Source organism: Sporosarcina sp. P26b (genome assembly GCF_002743245.1).
Lineage (GTDB): Bacteria > Bacillota > Bacilli > Bacillales_A > Planococcaceae > Sporosarcina > Sporosarcina ureae_C.
In genome coordinates this window covers 17,639-36,757 of record NZ_PDYW01000019.1, presented here as the reverse complement: position 1 = coordinate 36,757, position 19,119 = coordinate 17,639, and the positions used below count along the sequence as shown (strand labels likewise).

The following is a 19,119-nucleotide window of genomic DNA, read 5'->3' as shown; positions in this document are numbered from 1 at the left end:
TAACGCATTCGGGGCTCGTTTTCACTTATGAAAGAAGAGGTTTTGGCTCATTTGCTTCTTCTACTTCTACAGCAACTTCAGGGTTTAGCACTCCGACTCCATGCTCTTCGACTTCAAGTAACTTTTCGAATGAAGCAATGGCAACTTCGACTTGCTTGTCATCTGGCTCTTTTGTTGTCAGTAATTGCAACCAAAGTCCAGGATAGCCTAGATAACGAAGTACCGGCACGTTACGCACCGCATTCGTCAACTGCAATACTTCAAATGATACACCAAGCACTACAGGAATCAATAAAATCCGGTTCAGAACACGTAACCAAAGCGGATCAGTCGGAACTAGGAAGTAGATGAACATTCCGACAATCACTGTAAACAAAATGAAACTACTACCGCATCGGTAATGTAAACGAGATTGCGATTGAACGTTTTCTACTGTCATTTCCATATTGCTTTCGTAGTTATTGATGACTTTGTGTTCCGCTCCGTGATACTGGAAAACACGTTTGATAAGCGGTGTCAGTGAAATCAATCCAATATAGGTCAGCAACAAGAATAGCTTGAAGAAACTTTCAATCATGATTTGCGCCGTTTTGCCAGGTGCTACAGATTGGAATAACTCTGCTAAGAAAACCGGCACGAGAGTAAAGACGAATTTACCAAATATAAATGATAAAACGCCGACTGCTGCTACTCCGAGAATCATCACAAGTTTCGAAGTTTCTTCTTCTTTCGCATGCTCTTCTTCTTCGCCAGGCATCACGTCGTAACGATCACTCGCAAACGTCAAATGCTTGGAACCATTTCCAGCGGATTCAATCAATGCAACAATTCCACGGATTAAAGGGATTTTCTTTAATTTAGTACGAACAGGATGTGATTCTCTCGGTACGTGGTAGTACTCGATCGTATCATCTTTACGGCGAATTGCAGTGACCGTATCCTTCTTTCCACCGAACATTACACCTTCTATAAGTGCTTGACCTCCGTATGCTGGAGGAGTTTTCTGTTGGCTCATAACATACCCACACTTTCTGTCGTAAGAAACGATATTCCTATTGTACTAAAAAAACTGAAGTTGCACCATTGAGATGTTTAAAAATGTGTAAATAACCCGACACTGGAAGGGGAGGTATTGTCATGAAAATTACATCAACACATGTTTGGACAGCTGTCATGGCGGCTGTACTAGCTATCGTCTCGTTAAAATTCCTTAAAGTATTTAAATTTATAAAATGGTCGCCAATCGGCTGGACTAAGAAATTTCATATGTTTGCAACCTATCCTAGTTGGCTTAAATGGATCATATTGTGGGCAATCTGCTTTTTGCTATTTTTCATTTTATACTATCTCGCACGTCTAACGTTCAAGATTCCGCCCTCGGTGTCTTCATTAATCGTCACGGTCATTGCGATTATTTTTATTGAATGGATGATTCACGTAAAAGCGGATTTGACGATGACACAGTTCATTAAAAAAATATCGATTCCGTTTGCTTGTCTGTTTGCGATGATCTTCCGTTTCGTGATAGGAACGTCTGTCTACATGAAAAAAACATTTGGTTAGAACGGTATTAGTTTGTCCCGCTACCTCATTGTGCTAAAATAGGAAAGAAAAATGAGTGGGAGGGGATTAAGTGGAGCTGTTACTCTTAAATGGTCCAAACTTAAACCGGCTGGGCAAGAGAGAACCGGATATTTACGGTGCGGAAACATTAGCGGATATAGAAAGCCGAATCGAGCGTCTAGCGAATGAGTCAGATGTTACGCTTACGTGTTTCCAATCCAATATTGAAGGTGAGCTAATCAATCGAATTCACGATGCAGGCGATCAAGAAATTGATGGCATCATCTTTAATCCGGGCGCGTTTACACATTACAGCATTGCGCTGCGTGACGCGATCGCATCGATTTCTGTTCCAGTAATTGAAGTTCATATCTCGAATATACATACTCGTGAAGAGTTTCGGCACACCTCTGTCATTGCGCCTGTCGCGGCAGGACAGCTTTGCGGCTTTGGAACCGCGGGCTATGATCTCGCTTTCCAAGCGTTCTTGTTACAACGAGAGGAGAGAAAATCTTGAAAATAGAGAAATTAAGAAAGTTATTGGAAGAACAGCAACTCGATGCATTATTCATCACGAACTCATACAACCTTCGTTATATGACCGATTTCACGGGATCAGCGGGAACTGCCATCATTTCAAAAGATGACGCAGTATTCATTACAGATTTCCGTTATATGGCGCAGGCCAATGACCAACTAACAGGGTATCGAATCGTCCAACACACGGAAACGATGATTCACGAAGTTGCGAATCAAGTGAAAGAAATGAAAATCGATACACTGGGCTTCGAGAAAGAAGACCTTAGTTATAGCCAGTTTGAGATGTATGAGAAGCAAGTTGAGGCAAAACTAGTGCCTGTCGCTGGATTAGTAGAGAAGTTGCGATTGATTAAAAATCCTGAAGAAATAGAAGTGCTCAAGCAAGCGGCAGCGATTGCAGACGCAGCATTTGTCTATATTTGTTCAGTCATCCAAGCGGGTAAAACAGAGCTTGAAATCGCCAATGAACTAGAATTCTTCATGCGCAAACAAGGCGCGACTTCTTCATCATTTGACATAATTGTTGCTTCAGGCGAAAGAGGGGCTTTACCACATGGGGTTGCTTCTGATAAAGTGATTGAGACTGGTGATTTAGTTACAATGGATTACGGTGCCCTCTATAATGGGTATATCTCTGACATCACAAGAACAGTTGCGATCGGCGAACCTTCTGCTAAACTTCGTGAAATTTACGAGGTAACGTTACATGCTCAAGAATTGGGTGTGGAACAGATCAAACCTGGTATGACAGGTATCGAAGCCGATGCAATTACACGCGACTATATTAAGTCCAAAGGTTACGGCGAAGCATTCGGTCATTCAACTGGTCATGGTATCGGAATGGAAGTCCACGAAGCTCCATCGTTATCATTCCGTTCGAATACAGTGCTTGTGCCGAATATGGCCGTAACCGTGGAACCGGGAATTTATCTTCCTGGAATTGGCGGCGTGCGGATCGAAGATGATATACTGATCACAGAAACAGGTAACGAACGTTTGACAAAGTCTACTAAAGAACTGCTTATATTATAATCGGTTAAAAATGGAGGAATACGAATGATTTCAGTAAACGAGTTTCGTACAGGATTAACAATTGAAGTGGATGGAGACATTTGGCGTGTAATGGATTTCCAACACGTAAAACCAGGTAAAGGTGCAGCGTTCGTTCGTTCGAAGTTGCGTAATCTTCGCTCAGGTAACGTCAATGAAAAGACATTCCGTGCTGGAGAAAAAGTAGCAAAAGCACAAATTGACAACCGTCGTATGCAGTATTTGTATGCGGATGGCGAGATGCACGTATTCATGGATAATGAGTCATACGAGCAAATCGAACTTTCTGAAAAGCAGTTGGAGTATGAGCTGAAGTTCTTGAAAGAGAATATGGAAGTTCACGTGATTACGTACAAAGAAGAAGTACTTGGTGTTGAGTTGCCAGTGACAGTTACGCTTGAAGTAGCTGAAACAGAGCCTGGTATTAAAGGTGACACAGCTAGTGGTGGTTCGAAGCCAGCGAAAATGGAAACTGGCGTTGTGGTTCAAGTGCCATTCTTCGTTAACCAAGGCGATATGTTGATTATCAACACAGAAGAAGCGGAATACGTTTCCCGCGCGTAAGTAAATAGGTAAAACGAGGATGTCCCAGGAATGGGGCATCCTTTTTTGCGTGGAAATAAATTGAAATTCTAAAGTGCTTGTGAATAGTGAGTGAATTTGAGAGTGCGAGGGGATGGAAGCTCCAGCTGGCGGACGCTTTCCCATGGGCCTGCGGTGAGCCAACTAGTCGCTGCGTTCCTTTAGTTGTCTCACCTGATCAGGCTGATCCCGCGGGAAGAGCCGTAACGAAGAACGGCTTTTGCGAGTAAAAGCGAAGCGTTAGGAGCACATCTTTGCACTTCGCCGCCAGCTTCCGCTTCCATCCTACTTTGATAGTGGTAGTACTTATATAACTCACTGTAGGCAGTATGTGAATTATTGTTTGTTTTAACTTATTTTAATTAATGTACTGAAGTTCAAAATGGATTACAACACTTACTTTAATGACTAAAAAAGTATCACCCACTCGCATTGCAAGGGATTGGCGCGAAGGAGGGGCGACTCCGGGAGGATCAGCGGGACAGGTGAAACACCTTGTGAGCGTAGCGAGCGGTGTGGTTCACCGCCCGCCCTCCGGAAAGCGTCCCCTCCGTAGCGCCAATCCCAACCCCAACACAAACTTCTCCTAATTCTTTCAATCAATAATGACACCTAAACTTTTATACTTTTGCATATCCAACAACCATGTTTCATAGAGTGGACTATGGAGGAGGCGTAGCGGGATGGAACTGAATGATTTATTGCGCATCGCCGGCGTCGGATTGGTGATTGGGGTATTGCACGTATTTTTCGAGCAAACAGGCAAGAAAGAATTCTCGTTTTTCCTGTTTTTCTTGGCCTATCTGTACATCTCGATCGAGCTATTGATGTTCCTCAGAATATTCTTCACGGAGATCACGGAATTCTTTAGCTGGCTATCCATGGCGATGTAAATGGCAGTTCTCTTTCAATTATTTGTCGTGTATCTCTTGCTGCTTCTACTTTCATTTGCTGCACCTGCCTTGCACCCCATTCTGTACACCGCGCTGTTCTTACTCGTCACGGTGTATGTGGTGTTCACGGTACTAGTGCCCTTTGGTTCGACATTGATCGAGTTAACAGAAAAAATGCCGTCGCCTTATGCCACGCTATTAGTAGTCAGTGCAGGTCTGTATTATGTGGCAGAAGTTCTGTCGCTTCAGATGAAGGATGAAGGGTACGGGGCATTTGCGCAGTTGTTTCAGACTAGCATGAAAGTAGTCATCATGACGTTGTGGCTACCGTATATCACGCAATTGATCGAGACGATTCACGCGTTCATTCCCTGGTGAACGAATCCTTACAATACTGAATGGACGAGGCATCTATGCTGAATTTTCTGCAGGAAAGTATCGCCGGTATCATCGGACCATTTTTCTTGTTGCTCATCATGTTGCTCCTAGCATCTCTCGTCGATTTCTTTCTTCCGGCGTTTCAAAAATGGACGAGGTTTCTGTTGCTGATTATGATCTTGGTCTTGCTAATTGAACCAGCGAGGGAGAGTTTTACGCAGATCCAGGTGATCACGCATACGATCGCTTCTTTATTCCTCGGGATGTATCCGTTAATTGCTGCAATGATTTTGGCATCCGGCGCGACGTTTGGCGTCTTGAATTTTCAACCCGCCTTGCTGTTGTTTGCGCAAGGAGCTGTCGTTTTTGCGGATAAGTTTCTGTTGCCAATATTGCTGACGGCGCTATTGTTCGATATCTTCACGCGATTGGTGCCGGAGATTCCGTTCACGAAAATGGCAGATCTACTGCGTACGTCATTGCTTGCAGTCGTTTCTGCGATGGTGGCAGCCTATTCCATCTTCATTACGGCAGGTGGTGCGCTTTCTTGGACGATGAATGGGGCATTGAATGAACCGCTGAAGGAGTTGATCAAGCAGAATATTCCCGTCATCGGTTCGCTGTTGACGGATACGCTGGGATCGATCGGGCGTTATTCTTCCGGTGCGACGGCGTACATGAGTGTCTGGCTACTTGTATCGATTTGGACGATTGCGCTATTGCCGGCGGTGCGAATTCTTTGTATTGCGTTCTTATTTAGATGGACCGCAGCAATTATCGAACCGTTTTCACAAAAAGAAGTATGTGGGTTACTGGATGATATTGGTCGTACGTTGTTTGTGTTATGTGCCATTTCGTTTTTGCTGACATTCGCTTTCATCTATACGACGATTTTCATTGTGACGTTCATTAAACTCATGACGTTCGGGAAATGAGGCAAGTGTATGGAAGTATTTTTAGTGGGTCTAGCAAACTTGGTAGTGCTTGCTCTGATTATTCAGCTGCTAGCTAGCCAAGAGATGGAAAGAATGATTATTCCTTTGTGTAAAGTAGCGATCGGCATTTGGATTTTGCAATATTTTCTACAGTTCGCAAGTCATAAGTTACTGTGACGCTACATATTATGCAAATGTAGAATTCGTTTTGGTCAAGTCTCGTTGAGATGGTGATGGAACTATGGAAAAGCCCACAGGGAAACCCCGATTGATCATGATCGGTTTGATGGTTATGGTGGTTAGCGTTTTATACATCACCAGTACGGCGAATGTAGGAGGGGAGAAACAGAAAAAAGAAGAGAAACGCATGCTGTCAACACTTGAAGAAACACTTGAACAAATGGAAGGGCTAGGGAAAGTGACGGTTTATTTTCATTATGATGAAAAAGAAGAAGAGAGCCCGTTAGCTAATTACTTCTCAGTTTCATCCGCTTCGAAAAACCAATCGCCACTACAGGGGTTGCTTGTCGTAGCGGAAGGGGCAGAAGATCCAGCTGTACGAAACGGACTTTCACAACTCTTAGCCAACGTCCTACAATTGCCTGAACATCGTATCGTCATCGTGGAAATGAAGAAAAGGGGGAATCAACATGAAAGCCAATAAACGAACAGTTTGGTTTTTAACATTACTCAGTCTAGTCGCAGTGATTTCAATCTACTACGTGAAGAATGAATCTCCAATGCCATTTGATGGAATTGCAATCTTCACGAAAGAAACAAAGGACGCAACGAAGTTACTCGAAAAGGAAGGCAAGTCGGAAGAAGTAAAGCCGGTATTTGCTGAATCGTATATTTTCCAGGATATGCGCATGGAGGTTCGCAATGAACGCAGCGAAACCGTGCAGCAGTTGACAGAAAAAATGACGTCCTCTGACTTCTCTGCTGAAGAGAAAAATGAAATTTTCAATGAAATTGCAGATTTAAGGAAAATAAGTTCGACAGAAGCGTTGATGGAGATGCAAATTGCAGCGCTTGGTTACCCAGAGGTGTTTGTACGCGGAGAGGGTGATCGCGTCAACGTGACAGTGTTATCGAATGAAAGTCACTCACCGAAAATGGCTGATGAAATCACACAGTATGTGATGTCGAGTTGGGATGGCGCACAAACTGTAAAAGTAGATTTCGCGGAAACGAAAGAATAATGATAAAAGGAAGTCCATGCGGCTTCCTTTTTTGTGTCTGCAAAAATCCCGAACTCATATAATTTTCTATTTTCAGTATATGGGTAAACCGTTTATTCGACAATTGATAACGCATCGACACGATTTTAGTTTAATAGTCATAAAATTTGGAAACTAAACTGTATTTTTCAAGAATAATAGAATAATTTGTGTTTTAGCTATTCCATAATTGCGGTAAAACGTCTATCATAGTATACGATAGGTAGAAAAATTAGTTAGGAGAATCAGTTATGTTGAAAATTCAAGAAATCCGCGAAATTATTAAGTTAATTGATCAATCATCCATCCAAAAGTTCACATTTGAATCAGATGGAGGGAAAATTAAACTAGAGAAAAATGATGGACAAGCCGTAACAACGGTTACTGAAGCACCTGCAGCACCGGCTCCAGTTCAAGCTCCAGCAGCACCTGTAGCGGTAGCAGCTCCAACTCCGGCTCCAGCACCTGAAGCGCCAGCAGCTGAAGTAGCGGCAGACGAAACATTACACAAAATTACATCTCCAATGGTTGGAACATACTATCAAGCTGCATCACCTGACGCAGAAGCATACGTTAAAAAAGGTGATAAAGTTACAGCTGAATCCATCGTTTGTATCGTAGAAGCAATGAAATTATTCAACGAAATCGAATCAGAAGTATCTGGTGAAATCGTTGAAATCTTAGTGCAAGACGGTCAACTAGTGGAATACGGACAACCTTTATTCCTTGTTAGAGAAAACTAAGGAGGAGTAACTAATGAAAAAAGTTTTAATTGCAAACCGTGGAGAAATCGCAGTACGGATTATTCGTGCATGTAAAGAAATGGGTATCAAAACTGTTGCTGTCTATTCTGAAGCAGATGCAGAGGCGCTACACGTTCAACTGGCAGATGAAGCAGTTTGTATCGGACCACGTCTATCAACAGACAGCTATTTAAACTTCTCAAACGTGATCAGTGCTGCAAAAGCAACGGACTGTGACGGAATCCATCCTGGTTATGGCTTCCTTGCAGAGAACGCAAGCTTCGCAGAACTATGCGAAGAAGTAAATATTGAATTCATTGGGCCAACAGCGGCAGCGATTTCGAAAATGGGAACAAAAGATGTAGCGCGTAATACAATGGCGTCTGCAGGTGTTCCGATTGTTCCTGGTTCTGACGGCATCGTGGACGACGCAGATCATGCACTTGAAATCGCAAGAGGTCTTGGATTCCCAGTAATCATCAAAGCAACAGCTGGTGGTGGCGGTAAAGGAATTCGTGTGGCACGTGATGAAGACGAGCTAGTCAAAGGCGTTAAAATCACACAAAAAGAAGCGGCTGCGGCTTTCGGTAACCCAGGCGTTTATATCGAGAAATATATCGAAGTATTCCGTCACGTAGAAGTACAAGTACTTGCAGACAAGTATGGCAATGCGATTCACTTAGGTGAGCGTGATTGTTCTATACAACGCCGTATGCAAAAACTTGTCGAGGAAGCTCCATCTCCTGCGTTGACTCCTGAAATGCGTGCTGAAATGGGTGAAGCGGCTGTTAAAGCAGCTAAAGCTTGTAACTATCGTGGTGCGGGTACTGTAGAATTTATTTTTGATCATATTAATCAAAAGTTCTACTTCATGGAAATGAATACACGAATTCAAGTCGAGCATCCTGTAACAGAAATGATCACGGGAATCGATTTAATTCAACAACAGCTAAAAGTAGCTTCAGGCGAAGAATTAGCATTTAAACAAGAAGATATTAAATTCAATGGCTGGTCAATTGAATGCCGGATCAACGCAGAAAATCCTGAAAAGAATTTCATGCCATCTCCTGGTAAAGTAACGATGTACTTACCACCAGGCGGCTTTGGTGTACGTGTGGATTCAGCAGTATACCCAGGCTACACGATTCCTCCGTTTTACGACTCAATGGTCGCAAAACTGATCGTTCATGCGGATACGCGTGAGCAAGCGGTCGCTCGGATGAAACGTGCATTGGATGAATTCGTAGTAGAAGGCGTCCATACAACGATTCCTTTCCACGCGAATGTAATGGATAATGAAATCTTCCAGTCGGGTGATTTTGATACAAAGTTCTTAGAAAAGTACGACGTCATGAAATAATTGGAGGAGAAGTGTAATGGCTGATAAAACAAATGCATCGTTTGTCGGAATGACACCGTCTGGAGATGCTGCACTCGGACGAGTCCAACTCGCACCTGAAGTACTCGAAGTCATCATTGGCATCGCGACGTCAGAAGTGCGTGGCGTAATTGCCACCCAAGGAAATTTTGCGACAGGCGTTGCGGAAAAGTTGGGTAAGGTAATGTACGGTAAAGGTGTAAAGACCGAATGGGCAGACGAAGGACTAAAAATCGATGTGTATTGCATTATCGAGTATGGCCATTCCATCCCTACGATTGCTACGGAAATTCAAAGTGAAATCCGCCAAGCGATTTATCATATGACTTCGCTTCAGACGCATGAGGTAAATGTCCATATAACAGGCATTCATTTCGAAGACTGAACGGTTTTTTTGAATGAAATTATAACTGAAGACAAACCTCCTACTGATCGTGGGGGTTGTCTTCGGTTTTTTTGTGGTGGTTGTAGTTTTTTAGTTTTATAGGCAGGAGATGTGGCGGGCTATGAGCGGTTGAATGTTGTCTATGATCACTCCAGCGAATCTTATGAGCGCTTGCCGACCGTAATAGAGCACTCAGCACTTGCTATAGAGCGGTCAAGAGTGTTCTATGAGCACTTAATCGAATCTAAGAGCGAATCCGTTTATTGGTCTTCACCGCAAGCCCATAGGAAATCGTCCGCCTAGAACGTCGATCCATGTTGCCTTCAACCGTAACCACTATGCTACGTCAATGAAATTTATGAACAACTTGACCAAAAATGCAAACTGGTGACATAAAATCGCTGGATTCTACTAGTTCTTTTCCTGCCTTTTGTGCTATCATTAGGTTTTGAAGATGAGCGGTAGAGGAGATAACGATTATGAAACGACGAGAAGCACGTGAAAAAGCAATTCAAACACTGTTTCAGCTGGACAATAGTGAGATGAACGTGGACGAAGCGATAGGTTATATCGTGGAAACACCACTGGATTCATTCTACGAACAACTAGTTCGAGGTACAGCGGAACATTTGACAGAAATCGACAGTGAAATCACAAATAAATTGGAAAACTGGACCATCGATAGATTGCCGAAGATCGAACGTACAGTGTTACGATTGGCTGTCTATGAACTGCTTCATAATGAAGAAGTTCCGAATCGGGTCATCATGAACGAAGCGATTGAGCTATGTAAGACGTTCGGTGACGAAAAGTCGGGCCGTTTTGTTAATGGGGTACTTTCTAAATTTAAGTAACCAAAATCGTCACTACTAGTAGCAAGCTTGAGCTCGATCAACTTTCAATACAAATAAAAAAGTTTGGTGGGAAAATCATGTCTAGTAAAAAGATTGATGGAAAAGCAATAGGACAAGAAATCCGAAATGAACTAAAAGAAGAAGTCGCTTCTTTAGTAGCACAAGGGGTTCAACCTGGTCTAGCTGTTATTTTAGTTGGAGAAAATCCGGCATCTGAAACTTACGTGAGAAACAAAGAAAAATCTAGCAAGGAAGCCGGTATGAAATCCGTGCTTACTAAATTGCCCGACACCGTGTCAGAAGAAGAACTGTTAGCTGAAGTGGAAAAACTCAACCAAGACGATACGATTGATGGTATTTTGGTGCAATTGCCGTTGCCTAAGCATATTGACGAAAACAAAGTCATCCGCGCGATCAGTCCTGAAAAAGACGTCGACGGATTCCATCCGATGAATGTCGGTAAAATGTTGATTGGTCAAGAAACGTTTTTGCCATGTACTCCATACGGCATCATGCAGTTGCTTGAACGATCAAACGTAGATATTGCGGGCAAACACGCGGTGATTATTGGTAGAAGTAATATTGTAGGGAAGCCGATGGGACAACTACTGTTGCAAAAAGATGCAACGGTTACGTATTGCCATTCCCGTACAGAAGATCTGAAGAAATTTACGTTACAAGCGGATATTTTAATTGTCGCTATTGGCATGGCTAAATTCATTACAGGTGATTATATCAAAGAAGGCGCAGTGGTTATTGACGTCGGTATGAACCGTGATGAAAACGGTAAGCTATGTGGGGACGTTGATTATGAATCAGCAGAGAAGCAAGCGAGCGCTATTACACCGGTACCAGGTGGAGTAGGTCCGATGACGATTACGATGCTATTGAAAAATACTGTCGAAAGTGCGGAGAATAAATTAAAGGCACGTACGCAAAATAAGTAATTCTAAACGAGAGACGCTCTTCATGAGCGCCTCTCTATACATAAAAGGGCAGGTGACGGAAACATGTCCAATCAAACTTTTTTAACCGTTCAAGCGCTAACGAAATATGTCAAACGTAAATTTGACGCAGATCCTCATTTGCGAAATGTTTATGTAAAAGGTGAATTGTCGAACGTTAAATTGCATCCGTCCGGCCATATTTACTTTACGTTGAAAGACGATAAGACGAGAATCCAGGCGGCCATGTTCCGTTCTCGTTCCAATACACTTCAATTTAAGCCTGAAAATGGTATGAATGTACTGATCACAGGAGATGTGACGGTGTTTGAAACGGCAGGATCGTATCAGCTCTATGTACAAACGATGGAGCCAGACGGTATCGGGGCGCTGTACCTAGCTTTTGAACAGTTGAAAAAGAAGCTTCAGCAAGAAGGATTGTTTGAACAACGATTCAAGCAACCTATTCCGCAAGTACCTCAACGAATCGGTATTATTACTGCTGAATCGGGTGCTGCATTACGTGATATGTACTCGACGATCAATCGACGCTTTCCAATGGCGGAGATGCACTTATTCCCAGCTCTTGTGCAAGGTCGTACCGCAGTCCCTTCGATTGTCAAAGCAATTGAACAAGCGAATCGCATGGCGAACGTGGATGTGTTGATTGTGGGGCGGGGCGGTGGCTCTATAGAAGACTTATGGGCATTTAACGAAGAAGATGTGGCGCGTGCTATTTTCTCCAGTCGCATTCCGATCATCAGTGCAGTAGGACACGAAACGGATACGACAATTGCAGATTTTGTTGCGGATTTACGTGCTCCTACGCCGACTGCAGCAGCTGAGATGGCCGTTCCGGACCAACTCCAATTATTCCAACATCTGAAAAATCAACAGCGGTCCATCTATATGGCTGCACAAACATTGATTAAGCAGTTGAATAAGCGGTTAGAAACAGCCCAAGCTGCCTATCCACTTCAATATCCGGATCGGCTATATCGACCGTTTATCGAGAAAATTGATGGCCTTGAAGATCGATTGCATCGTAGCAGTGTCGCCATCGTCCAAGGGAAACGGATGAATTTTGATGGCTTATATGCGGGTTTTCAGTACTACACACCCATTCGACGCATCCAGCTTGAACAGCAACAGACAAAACAATTGGACATGCGTTTGAACCGTGCAGCACAGCAAACAATTACACAACGTCAGCAGCATTTTGTGTCATTGATGCGCATGATGCAAGCCCTGAATCCATTACAAGTGATGGAAAGAGGCTTTTCGATCGGTTATAAAGATGATGAAGTGATTAAATCCGTTCAAGATGTAGTGAGCGGTGATCACGTAACGCTTCAATTGGCGGACGGATCCATTTCTACTATTGTAAAAGAAATCATTCCAAAGGAGGTCGAGTAAGGATGGCAGAAGATAAAGAAATGCAATTCGAGCAGGCAATGCACCAGTTAGAAGAAATTGTACAGAAGTTGGAGGCTGGAGAAGCGCCTTTGGATGATACGATCACATTGTATAAACAAGGGATGGAGCTCTCCGCCTATTGCCAGAAAAAATTACAAAATGCAGAAAAACAATTGATTCGCATGATTGATCAAGAGGGTAATGAATCTTCATTTGATCCGACAGCAGGTGAGCCGAATGAATGAGAAACTACAAGCTTTTGTCGATAAAATGATTCCGGAAATTGAACGGGAATTAACGAATCAATTAACGAAGCCTGATATTCCAGCTGCTTTGCACGAGTCCATGACGTATTCCATCGCTGCGGGCGGGAAGCGTATTCGTCCTTTACTCGTTATGGCTGTGTTACATGATCTGAATAAAGATTCGGCAGATGCATTGAAAGTGGCAACTTCTGTCGAATTGATACATACATATTCATTGATCCATGATGATCTACCTTGCATGGATGACGATGATTTCAGAAGAGGAAAACCTACGAACCATAAAGTGTATGGAGAAGATGTGGCGACACTTTCTGGAGACGCTATGCAAGCAATGGCATTTCAGGCGCTCGCGGACCTTCGTGAAACACCACCTTCTGCTGCGATTGAACTCGTTGGGTTACTCGCGAAAGCTTCAGGTGCACAAGGGATGGTCAAAGGACAGGTCCTTGACATGAAAGGTGAACATCAATTATTACCTTTAGCTGAATTAGAGGAAGTTCATATTCATAAAACAGGCGCATTACTCTCATACTGTATTGAAGCAGGCGCTGTACTAGCACAAGCTTCAGCAGAACAACGCGAGCAACTTAACCGTTTTTCTCGCAACATTGGATTAGCTTTCCAAATACAAGATGATATTTTGGATGTTACCGCTACGACCGAGCAATTAGGTAAGCCGGCAAATAGTGATACATCAAGCGAAAAGTCGACGTATCCTTCATTACTTGGACTAGACGGAGCGCGTGAACAATTAAAAGCGCGTCATGAAGAAGCCCTAGATGCGTTACAGTCTATTGGATTAGAAGAGTCAGTTTTGCGTTTGTTAGCGGATTACATCATTGAGCGAAATATGTAATTTGAAACCGTTATATTTGTGTCGTACGTTGTTACTGTTATAATGTAGAAACAAACTACAGCTACTTGATTTGATGAACAATAAATAGCGCGTACGAATGGAAAGACCTACTTACTAGATGAAGGTGTGTGATCATGATGGATCTAACAACGATTACCAATCCATCTTTTATAAAAGAGCTCGATAAAGAACAATTGGAAGCATTGGCGGCAGATATTCGTCATTTTTTGATTGAGAATTTATCGGTGACTGGCGGGCATATCGGGCCGAATCTGGGTGTTGTCGAATTAACGATTGCATTGCATAAAATATTCGACAGTCCAACCGACAAGTTTTTATGGGATGTAGGACATCAGTCATATGTCCATAAAATTCTGACGGGCCGAGCTGGCGAGTTTGATACTCTTAGAAAATATAAAGGATTGAGCGGATTCCCTAAAATGGCGGAGAGCATACATGATGTATGGGAAACCGGCCATAGTTCAACATCTTTGTCAGCGGCTATGGGAATGGCGGTTGCACGAGATATTAAAAAGGAAAATAGTTTTGTCATCCCGATCATTGGTGATGGAGCTTTGACTGGCGGTATGGCGCTTGAAGCATTGAACCATATCGGTCACGAAAAGACGAATCTCACGGTCATTCTAAATGACAATGAAATGTCTATTGCTCCAAACGTTGGTGCATTGCACTCGATACTTGGAAAATTACGTACTGCTGGAAAGTATAATAACGTCAAAGACGAACTGGAATTCTTGTTGCGTAAAATCCCAGCGGTAGGCGGCAGAGTCGCGACAGCTGCGGAACGTGTGAAAGACAGTTTGAAATATTTGGTAGTTAACGGAGTCTTCTTTGAGGAGCTTGGATTCACGTATTTAGGACCGATTGATGGCCATGACTTTGTGGAATTGGAGCGTTCTCTTCAATATGCGAAGAAAATGGAAGGACCGGTATTACTTCATGTGATTACGAAAAAAGGTAAAGGGTATAGCCCAGCTGAGTTAGATAAAATCGGTACATGGCATGGTACGGGGCCTTATAAGATCGAAACGGGAGATTTTGTGAAATCCCCTGTAAAAGGTCCTGCTTGGAGTGCGTTGATTTCTGAAACAGTGCGTAAATTGGCGAGAGAAGATCGACGCATTGTCGCGATTACACCTGCAATGCCTGTCGGATCAAAACTTGAATCTTTCGCTGCAGAATTCCCAGATCGATTCTTCGATGTAGGAATTGCCGAGCAACATGCGACGACGATGGCAGCAGGACTTGCCGCGACTGGAATGAAACCGTTCCTAGCGATTTATTCGACATTCTTACAGCGAGCATACGATCAAATGTTGCATGATGTGACACGTCAGAAGCTCAATGTCTTTATAGGTATTGACCGTTCGGGACTTGTTGGTGCGGATGGAGAAACACATCACGGTGTATTTGACATTGCGTTCTTGCGTCATTTGCCAAACTTGGTCATCATGATGCCAAAAGACGAGAATGAAGGTCAACACATGGTGAAGACCGCTATCGATTATGATGAGGGCCCAATCGCTCTTCGTTTCCCACGTGGAAATGGTTATGGTGTACCGATGGATGAAGAGCTTCATACGATTCCAATTGGTACGTGGGAAGTTTTGCAAGAAGGTGAAGACGCGACGATCTTGACATTTGGAACTACAATTCCAATGGCGTTCGCTGCGGCTGAACAACTAAAAGCACAAGGCAAACATGTCGCGGTTGTGAATGCGCGTTTCATTAAGCCGATGGATACGGATTTACTAGATGAGCTATTTTCGAAAGGTAAACCGATCATTACGATTGAAGAAGCTGTACTTGCTGGAGGATTCGGCAGTGGTGTAATGGAATATGCAGAACAAGTCGGTCATACAGGTACGATCTTTGAGAGAATCGGTATTCCGGATGAATTCATTGAACACGGCGGTGTGGATAAATTATTAATTGAAGTCCATATGACACCAGATCATGTGGCGGAAGTAACTGCAGCGGCTATTAAGCAAGCAGCGGAAAGAGAAAGAGTATGAGTGGTGCACCTGTGAAAAAAGAGAGAGTGGATATATTGCTTGTGGAGCGTGGTTTGACAGAATCACGTGAGCAAGCAAAACGTTCCATCATGGCGGGACTTGTATACACTGATACGTCTAGAATTGAAAAAGCAGGAGAAAAAATCGCGGTCGATGCGCCATTGACTGTAAAGGGTCCTGCGATTAAATATGTAAGTCGTGGTGGCTTGAAATTGGAAAAGGCATTGGTGTCTTTGCCTATTTCCGTGAAGGAAAAGATTGTTCTCGATATCGGTGCTTCGACAGGCGGCTTTACAGATTGCGCACTACAAAACGGAGCGAAACATTGTTACGCGCTAGATGTAGGGTATAATCAGCTCGCTTGGAAGATCCGACAGCATGATCAAGTGACCGTGATGGAGAGACAGAACTTCCGTCATGCGACTGTAGATATGTTTACAGAAGGGTTGCCGGAAGCTGCGACAATCGACGTTTCATTCATTTCGTTATCACTAATTTTGCCTGCTCTAAAGAAAATTATTGTACCAGGCGGACAAGTTGTGGCGCTCGTAAAACCACAATTTGAAGCGGGTAAAGATAAAGTCGGTAAAAAAGGGATTGTCCGTGATCCTGCTATCCATCTTGAAGTCTTGGAAAAGATTGCTAAGATGGCGGTGGCGGAAGGATTTTCAGTAAAAGGGGCTACCTATTCGCCTGTTACAGGTGGAGAAGGCAATATAGAGTTCTTGTATTATTTAGTAGCTGAAGACAAAGCGACAACTGATTTCACGACAGATGACTTTAAAAATTTAGTCAAACAGGCTCATAATGATTTAACATAACGCGCAATGAGTTGCGCGTTTTTTATATGATTAGTATACTTTTGTTTATGAACCCAAGACGATCGGAGTGAATGAAATTGAATAAAGGACAACGGCATCTACGTATTAGAGAGATTATTACAAATCATGAAATTGAGACACAGGATCAATTGGTCGAAAGTCTAAAAGATGCTGGAGCAGATGTCACGCAAGCTACCGTTTCGCGTGATATTAAAGAAATGCACTTGATTAAAGTACCTTCTCCGTCAGGGAATTATAAATATAGCCTACCGCCGATCCACCGTTATAATACGGAAGAGAAATTGAAGCGTATGCTAGAAGACGCGTTTGTCGGAATCGATAGTGCAAGTCACTTCATCATGCTGAAAACGCTTCCCGGTAATGCGCAGGCAGTAGGGTCGCTTGTCGACAACTTGGACTGGGATGAAATGCTTGGAACGATTTGCGGCGACGATACATGCTTGATCATTTGCCGTGAAGAATCTCAAACAGAGTATGTAAAAGATAAACTATTATCAATGCTATAAGTGAGGTGAGGATTTCTTTGTTAAGCGAACTTTCGATTAAAAACTTTGCTATTATTGAACAACTTGAAATCGCATTTGACGACGGATTAACGGTGTTGACCGGTGAAACAGGTGCCGGGAAGTCAATTATCATCGATGCTGTCCAACTACTCGCTGGCGGCCGTGGATCACAAGAATTCATTCGTCATGGTGCAAAAAAAGCTGAGCTTCAAGGACTTTTCACTATCGATCAAAATATCAAAGCCGTGTCAGAGAAATTGACGGAATTTGGCATCGATACAGAAGAAGGTATTGTAATTTTACGTCGAGATATTAGTGCTAGCGGGAAATCCGCTTGCCGTGTCAATGGTAAACTCGTAACGATTGCTATATTGCGTGAGATTGGTTCTTTGCTAATCGATATTCACGGACAGCATGAAAATCAAGAATTGATGAATGAAAAGCGCCATATTCATTTGCTGGATTTCTTTATTGGTGAGCCAATTGAGCGAGCTATGTCGACCTATACCGAACTTTATGATAAATATAAAAAACTTCAGCAACTTATTGCTACGAAAACGCAAGACGAACAACAAATCGCACAAAAAATTGATCTGTACAAGTTCCAATTGGAAGAAATCGACGCGGCTAATTTAATCGTCGGCGAAGAAGAAGCACTGGAGTCTGAACGTGTGAAGCTCCAGCACTTTAACCGTCTATTTGATCGCTTGAACACGTCATATGAAGCATTATCGCTGGAATCGCACGGTCTTGACTGGGTTGGTAATTCGATGAGTGATCTTGAAGAAGCTGCGTCAATTGATGAAGAGCTAAAAACTATATCTGAAACGGTCAATTCGTCATTTTATGCGCTACAAGATGTCTCGCATGATTTAAAACGAATGATTGATGGCATGGAATTCCGGCCGGATCGATTGGAATTTGTCGATGATCGATTGGCATTATTTTTGACATTGAAGCGTAAATACGGCAAATCGTTAGAAGATATTTTGATTTATCGCGATAAGATTGCTGATGCACTCGATCAACTTGTCAATCGTGACGAAAGATTGCATCAAAATCAGGAATTGTTGGCACAATACGTAGAAGATCTCGAAATTGAAGCGAACGAATTATCTATTATTCGTAAAAAAGCGGCGCTGTCTCTCGAAAAAGGGATTGAAGAGCAACTAAAACAATTATATATGGAAAAAGCGACATTCAAAGTACAAATCAGTCAAAAACAACCGCATCAATTTGACGCCAATGGATTTGACGAAGTAGTGTTTATGATTTCCACGAACTTGGGTGAACCTCTCAAACCGTTAGTACGAGTGGCGTCGGGTGGCGAATTATCTCGAATGATGTTAGCGTTAAAAACCATTTTTTCTCAACATCAAGGTGTGACATCGATTATTTTCGATGAAGTGGATACGGGTGTGAGCGGACGTGTAGCACAGTCCATTGCTGAAAAAATTTCCATGATCTCTAGTCATTCACAAGTGTTATGTATTTCGCATTTACCACAGGTAGCTGCAATGGCCGATCATCACTATTTGATTAAAAAAGATGTGCATGATGGTCGGACAACTACGGCAATTCATGATGTTATGCAAAGAGAACGTACGGAAGAATTATCGCGTATGCTTTCTGGTGCAGAAATTACGACTTTAACGCTTCAGCATGCAGAAGAATTATTAGTATTAGCTGAACAGCGCAAACAGGAATTTCGTAAATAAAGTGTAATGTACAA

Annotated in this window: 23 protein-coding genes; 22 read left to right on the top strand and 1 reads right to left on the bottom strand. The window is 42.8% G+C overall.

The features are described from left to right. Nucleotides 1-25: 25 nt before the first annotated feature. Nucleotides 26-1,015, bottom strand: a complete 990-nt coding sequence (locus CSV69_RS13270) for a DUF1385 domain-containing protein (RefSeq protein ID WP_099693657.1) — start codon at nucleotides 1,013-1,015, stop codon at nucleotides 26-28. A 122-nt stretch (nucleotides 1,016-1,137) separates the two neighbouring features. Between CSV69_RS13270 and CSV69_RS13265 the strand changes: the two genes are divergently transcribed. From CSV69_RS13265 to recN, 22 genes are all read left to right on the top strand, one after another. Beyond that, the gene (locus tag CSV69_RS13265; RefSeq protein WP_099693656.1) at nucleotides 1,138-1,563 is read left to right on the top strand and encodes a hypothetical protein; all 426 of its coding nucleotides are present in this window, start codon (nucleotides 1,138-1,140) and stop codon (nucleotides 1,561-1,563) included. 70 nt (nucleotides 1,564-1,633) lie between these two features. Further along, a complete protein-coding gene (gene aroQ / locus CSV69_RS13260) occupies nucleotides 1,634-2,080 on the top strand; it encodes a type II 3-dehydroquinate dehydratase (protein ID WP_099693655.1) in 447 nt (148 codons plus the stop codon). Continuing rightward, entirely contained in the window at nucleotides 2,074-3,135 is a 1,062-nt protein-coding gene (locus CSV69_RS13255; protein ID WP_199170426.1) for a M24 family metallopeptidase, read from the top strand. Before aroQ ends, CSV69_RS13255 begins: the two co-directional genes overlap by 7 nt. Before the next feature lie 24 nt (nucleotides 3,136-3,159). Next, nucleotides 3,160-3,717, top strand: coding sequence for an elongation factor P (gene efp / locus CSV69_RS13250; protein ID WP_085426098.1), 558 nt, complete (start codon nucleotides 3,160-3,162; stop codon nucleotides 3,715-3,717). A 701-nt stretch (nucleotides 3,718-4,418) separates the two neighbouring features. Continuing rightward, nucleotides 4,419-4,628: a hypothetical protein gene (locus tag CSV69_RS13245; protein ID WP_029054553.1), complete on the top strand. Its 210-nt coding sequence runs from the start codon at nucleotides 4,419-4,421 to the stop codon at nucleotides 4,626-4,628. After that, nucleotides 4,629-5,006 carry a stage III sporulation AC/AD family protein gene (locus tag CSV69_RS13240; protein WP_085426100.1) on the top strand — a complete coding sequence of 126 codons (378 nt, stop codon included), beginning with the start codon at nucleotides 4,629-4,631 and terminating at the stop codon, nucleotides 5,004-5,006. Between the two features lie 35 nt (nucleotides 5,007-5,041). Further along, nucleotides 5,042-5,941, top strand: a complete 900-nt coding sequence (locus CSV69_RS13235; RefSeq protein WP_158232677.1) for a stage III sporulation protein AE — start codon at nucleotides 5,042-5,044, stop codon at nucleotides 5,939-5,941. A gap of 9 nt (nucleotides 5,942-5,950) precedes the next feature. Then, the gene (locus tag CSV69_RS16905; RefSeq protein WP_157129904.1) at nucleotides 5,951-6,118 is read left to right on the top strand and encodes a hypothetical protein; all 168 of its coding nucleotides are present in this window, start codon (nucleotides 5,951-5,953) and stop codon (nucleotides 6,116-6,118) included. A gap of 64 nt (nucleotides 6,119-6,182) precedes the next feature. Further along, a complete protein-coding gene (locus CSV69_RS13230) occupies nucleotides 6,183-6,605 on the top strand; it encodes a hypothetical protein (RefSeq protein ID WP_085426102.1) in 423 nt (140 codons plus the stop codon). Next, nucleotides 6,592-7,143: a SpoIIIAH-like family protein gene (locus CSV69_RS13225; RefSeq protein WP_099693653.1), complete on the top strand. Its 552-nt coding sequence runs from the start codon at nucleotides 6,592-6,594 to the stop codon at nucleotides 7,141-7,143. The genes CSV69_RS13230 and CSV69_RS13225 overlap by 14 nt, the downstream gene beginning before the upstream one ends. 269 nt (nucleotides 7,144-7,412) lie before the next feature. Beyond that, nucleotides 7,413-7,904 (top strand): acetyl-CoA carboxylase biotin carboxyl carrier protein, encoded by a 492-nt coding sequence (gene accB, locus CSV69_RS13220; protein WP_085426104.1) that lies wholly within the window; start codon nucleotides 7,413-7,415, stop codon nucleotides 7,902-7,904. A 13-nt stretch (nucleotides 7,905-7,917) separates the two neighbouring features. Continuing rightward, nucleotides 7,918-9,264, top strand: coding sequence for an acetyl-CoA carboxylase biotin carboxylase subunit (gene accC / locus CSV69_RS13215; protein ID WP_085426105.1), 1,347 nt, complete (start codon nucleotides 7,918-7,920; stop codon nucleotides 9,262-9,264). A gap of 16 nt (nucleotides 9,265-9,280) precedes the next feature. Then, entirely contained in the window at nucleotides 9,281-9,667 is a 387-nt protein-coding gene (locus tag CSV69_RS13210; RefSeq protein ID WP_099625168.1) for an Asp23/Gls24 family envelope stress response protein, read from the top strand. A 479-nt stretch (nucleotides 9,668-10,146) separates the two neighbouring features. After that, on the top strand, nucleotides 10,147-10,521 hold the full coding sequence (gene nusB / locus CSV69_RS13205; RefSeq protein ID WP_085426107.1) for a transcription antitermination factor NusB: 375 nt from the start codon (nucleotides 10,147-10,149) through the stop codon (nucleotides 10,519-10,521). A gap of 77 nt (nucleotides 10,522-10,598) precedes the next feature. Further along, nucleotides 10,599-11,468 (top strand): bifunctional methylenetetrahydrofolate dehydrogenase/methenyltetrahydrofolate cyclohydrolase FolD, encoded by an 870-nt coding sequence (folD, locus tag CSV69_RS13200; RefSeq protein WP_099693652.1) that lies wholly within the window; start codon nucleotides 10,599-10,601, stop codon nucleotides 11,466-11,468. A 63-nt stretch (nucleotides 11,469-11,531) separates the two neighbouring features. Beyond that, nucleotides 11,532-12,881: an exodeoxyribonuclease VII large subunit gene (gene xseA / locus CSV69_RS13195; protein ID WP_099693651.1), complete on the top strand. Its 1,350-nt coding sequence runs from the start codon at nucleotides 11,532-11,534 to the stop codon at nucleotides 12,879-12,881. Nucleotides 12,882-12,883: 2 nt separating this feature from the next. Continuing rightward, nucleotides 12,884-13,126 (top strand): exodeoxyribonuclease VII small subunit, encoded by a 243-nt coding sequence (locus CSV69_RS13190; RefSeq protein WP_099625171.1) that lies wholly within the window; start codon nucleotides 12,884-12,886, stop codon nucleotides 13,124-13,126. Continuing rightward, a complete protein-coding gene (locus tag CSV69_RS13185; RefSeq protein WP_099693650.1) occupies nucleotides 13,119-14,003 on the top strand; it encodes a polyprenyl synthetase family protein in 885 nt (294 codons plus the stop codon). Before CSV69_RS13190 ends, CSV69_RS13185 begins: the two co-directional genes overlap by 8 nt. Before the next feature lie 137 nt (nucleotides 14,004-14,140). After that, nucleotides 14,141-16,039 carry a 1-deoxy-D-xylulose-5-phosphate synthase gene (gene dxs, locus CSV69_RS13180; protein WP_099693666.1) on the top strand — a complete coding sequence of 633 codons (1,899 nt, stop codon included), beginning with the start codon at nucleotides 14,141-14,143 and terminating at the stop codon, nucleotides 16,037-16,039. Nucleotides 16,040-16,050: 11 nt separating this feature from the next. Beyond that, complete coding sequence (locus CSV69_RS13175; RefSeq protein ID WP_369823961.1) at nucleotides 16,051-16,860, top strand: TlyA family RNA methyltransferase; 810 nt, start codon at nucleotides 16,051-16,053, stop codon at nucleotides 16,858-16,860. Between the two features lie 77 nt (nucleotides 16,861-16,937). After that, complete coding sequence (gene ahrC, locus CSV69_RS13170; protein ID WP_085428934.1) at nucleotides 16,938-17,387, top strand: transcriptional regulator AhrC/ArgR; 450 nt, start codon at nucleotides 16,938-16,940, stop codon at nucleotides 17,385-17,387. Between the two features lie 17 nt (nucleotides 17,388-17,404). Further along, entirely contained in the window at nucleotides 17,405-19,105 is a 1,701-nt protein-coding gene (recN, locus tag CSV69_RS13165) for a DNA repair protein RecN (protein ID WP_099693648.1), read from the top strand. Nucleotides 19,106-19,119: the final 14 nt, after the last annotated feature.